Here is a 238-nt window from a genome sequence, read left to right as displayed (position 1 = left end):
CTTGCGGGCTAACTTGACGGCCGGCCAGGAGGCTTGCCGCCAGGTCGGCAACCTCTACACCGGCTCCTTATACCTGGGCTTAATGTCCTTGTTGACGGAAGGCGACGTTAAACCGGGCGAGCGGATCGGACTGTTTTCCTATGGTTCCGGAGCGGAAGGCGAGTTCTTCGCCGGGATCTTACAACCGGGTTATCAAGAAGGCCTGGGCGATTTAAACGAGCAGTTGGCCGCCCGGACC

General features: G+C 59.7%; 1 protein-coding gene. It reads left to right on the top strand.

Annotated elements, in window-relative coordinates; all coding sequences use genetic code 11:
• On the top strand, window positions 1–238 hold a 238-nt coding region (locus L9G74_RS21985), incomplete at both ends, for a hydroxymethylglutaryl-CoA synthase (protein ID WP_275297570.1).

It is taken from the genome of Shewanella electrica, assembly GCF_022321485.1.
In the GTDB taxonomy this organism is placed as follows: domain Bacteria; phylum Pseudomonadota; class Gammaproteobacteria; order Enterobacterales; family Shewanellaceae; genus Shewanella; species Shewanella electrica.
Note: the sequence above shows the minus strand (reverse complement) of the source record. Positions and strands in the feature narration are given on the sequence as shown.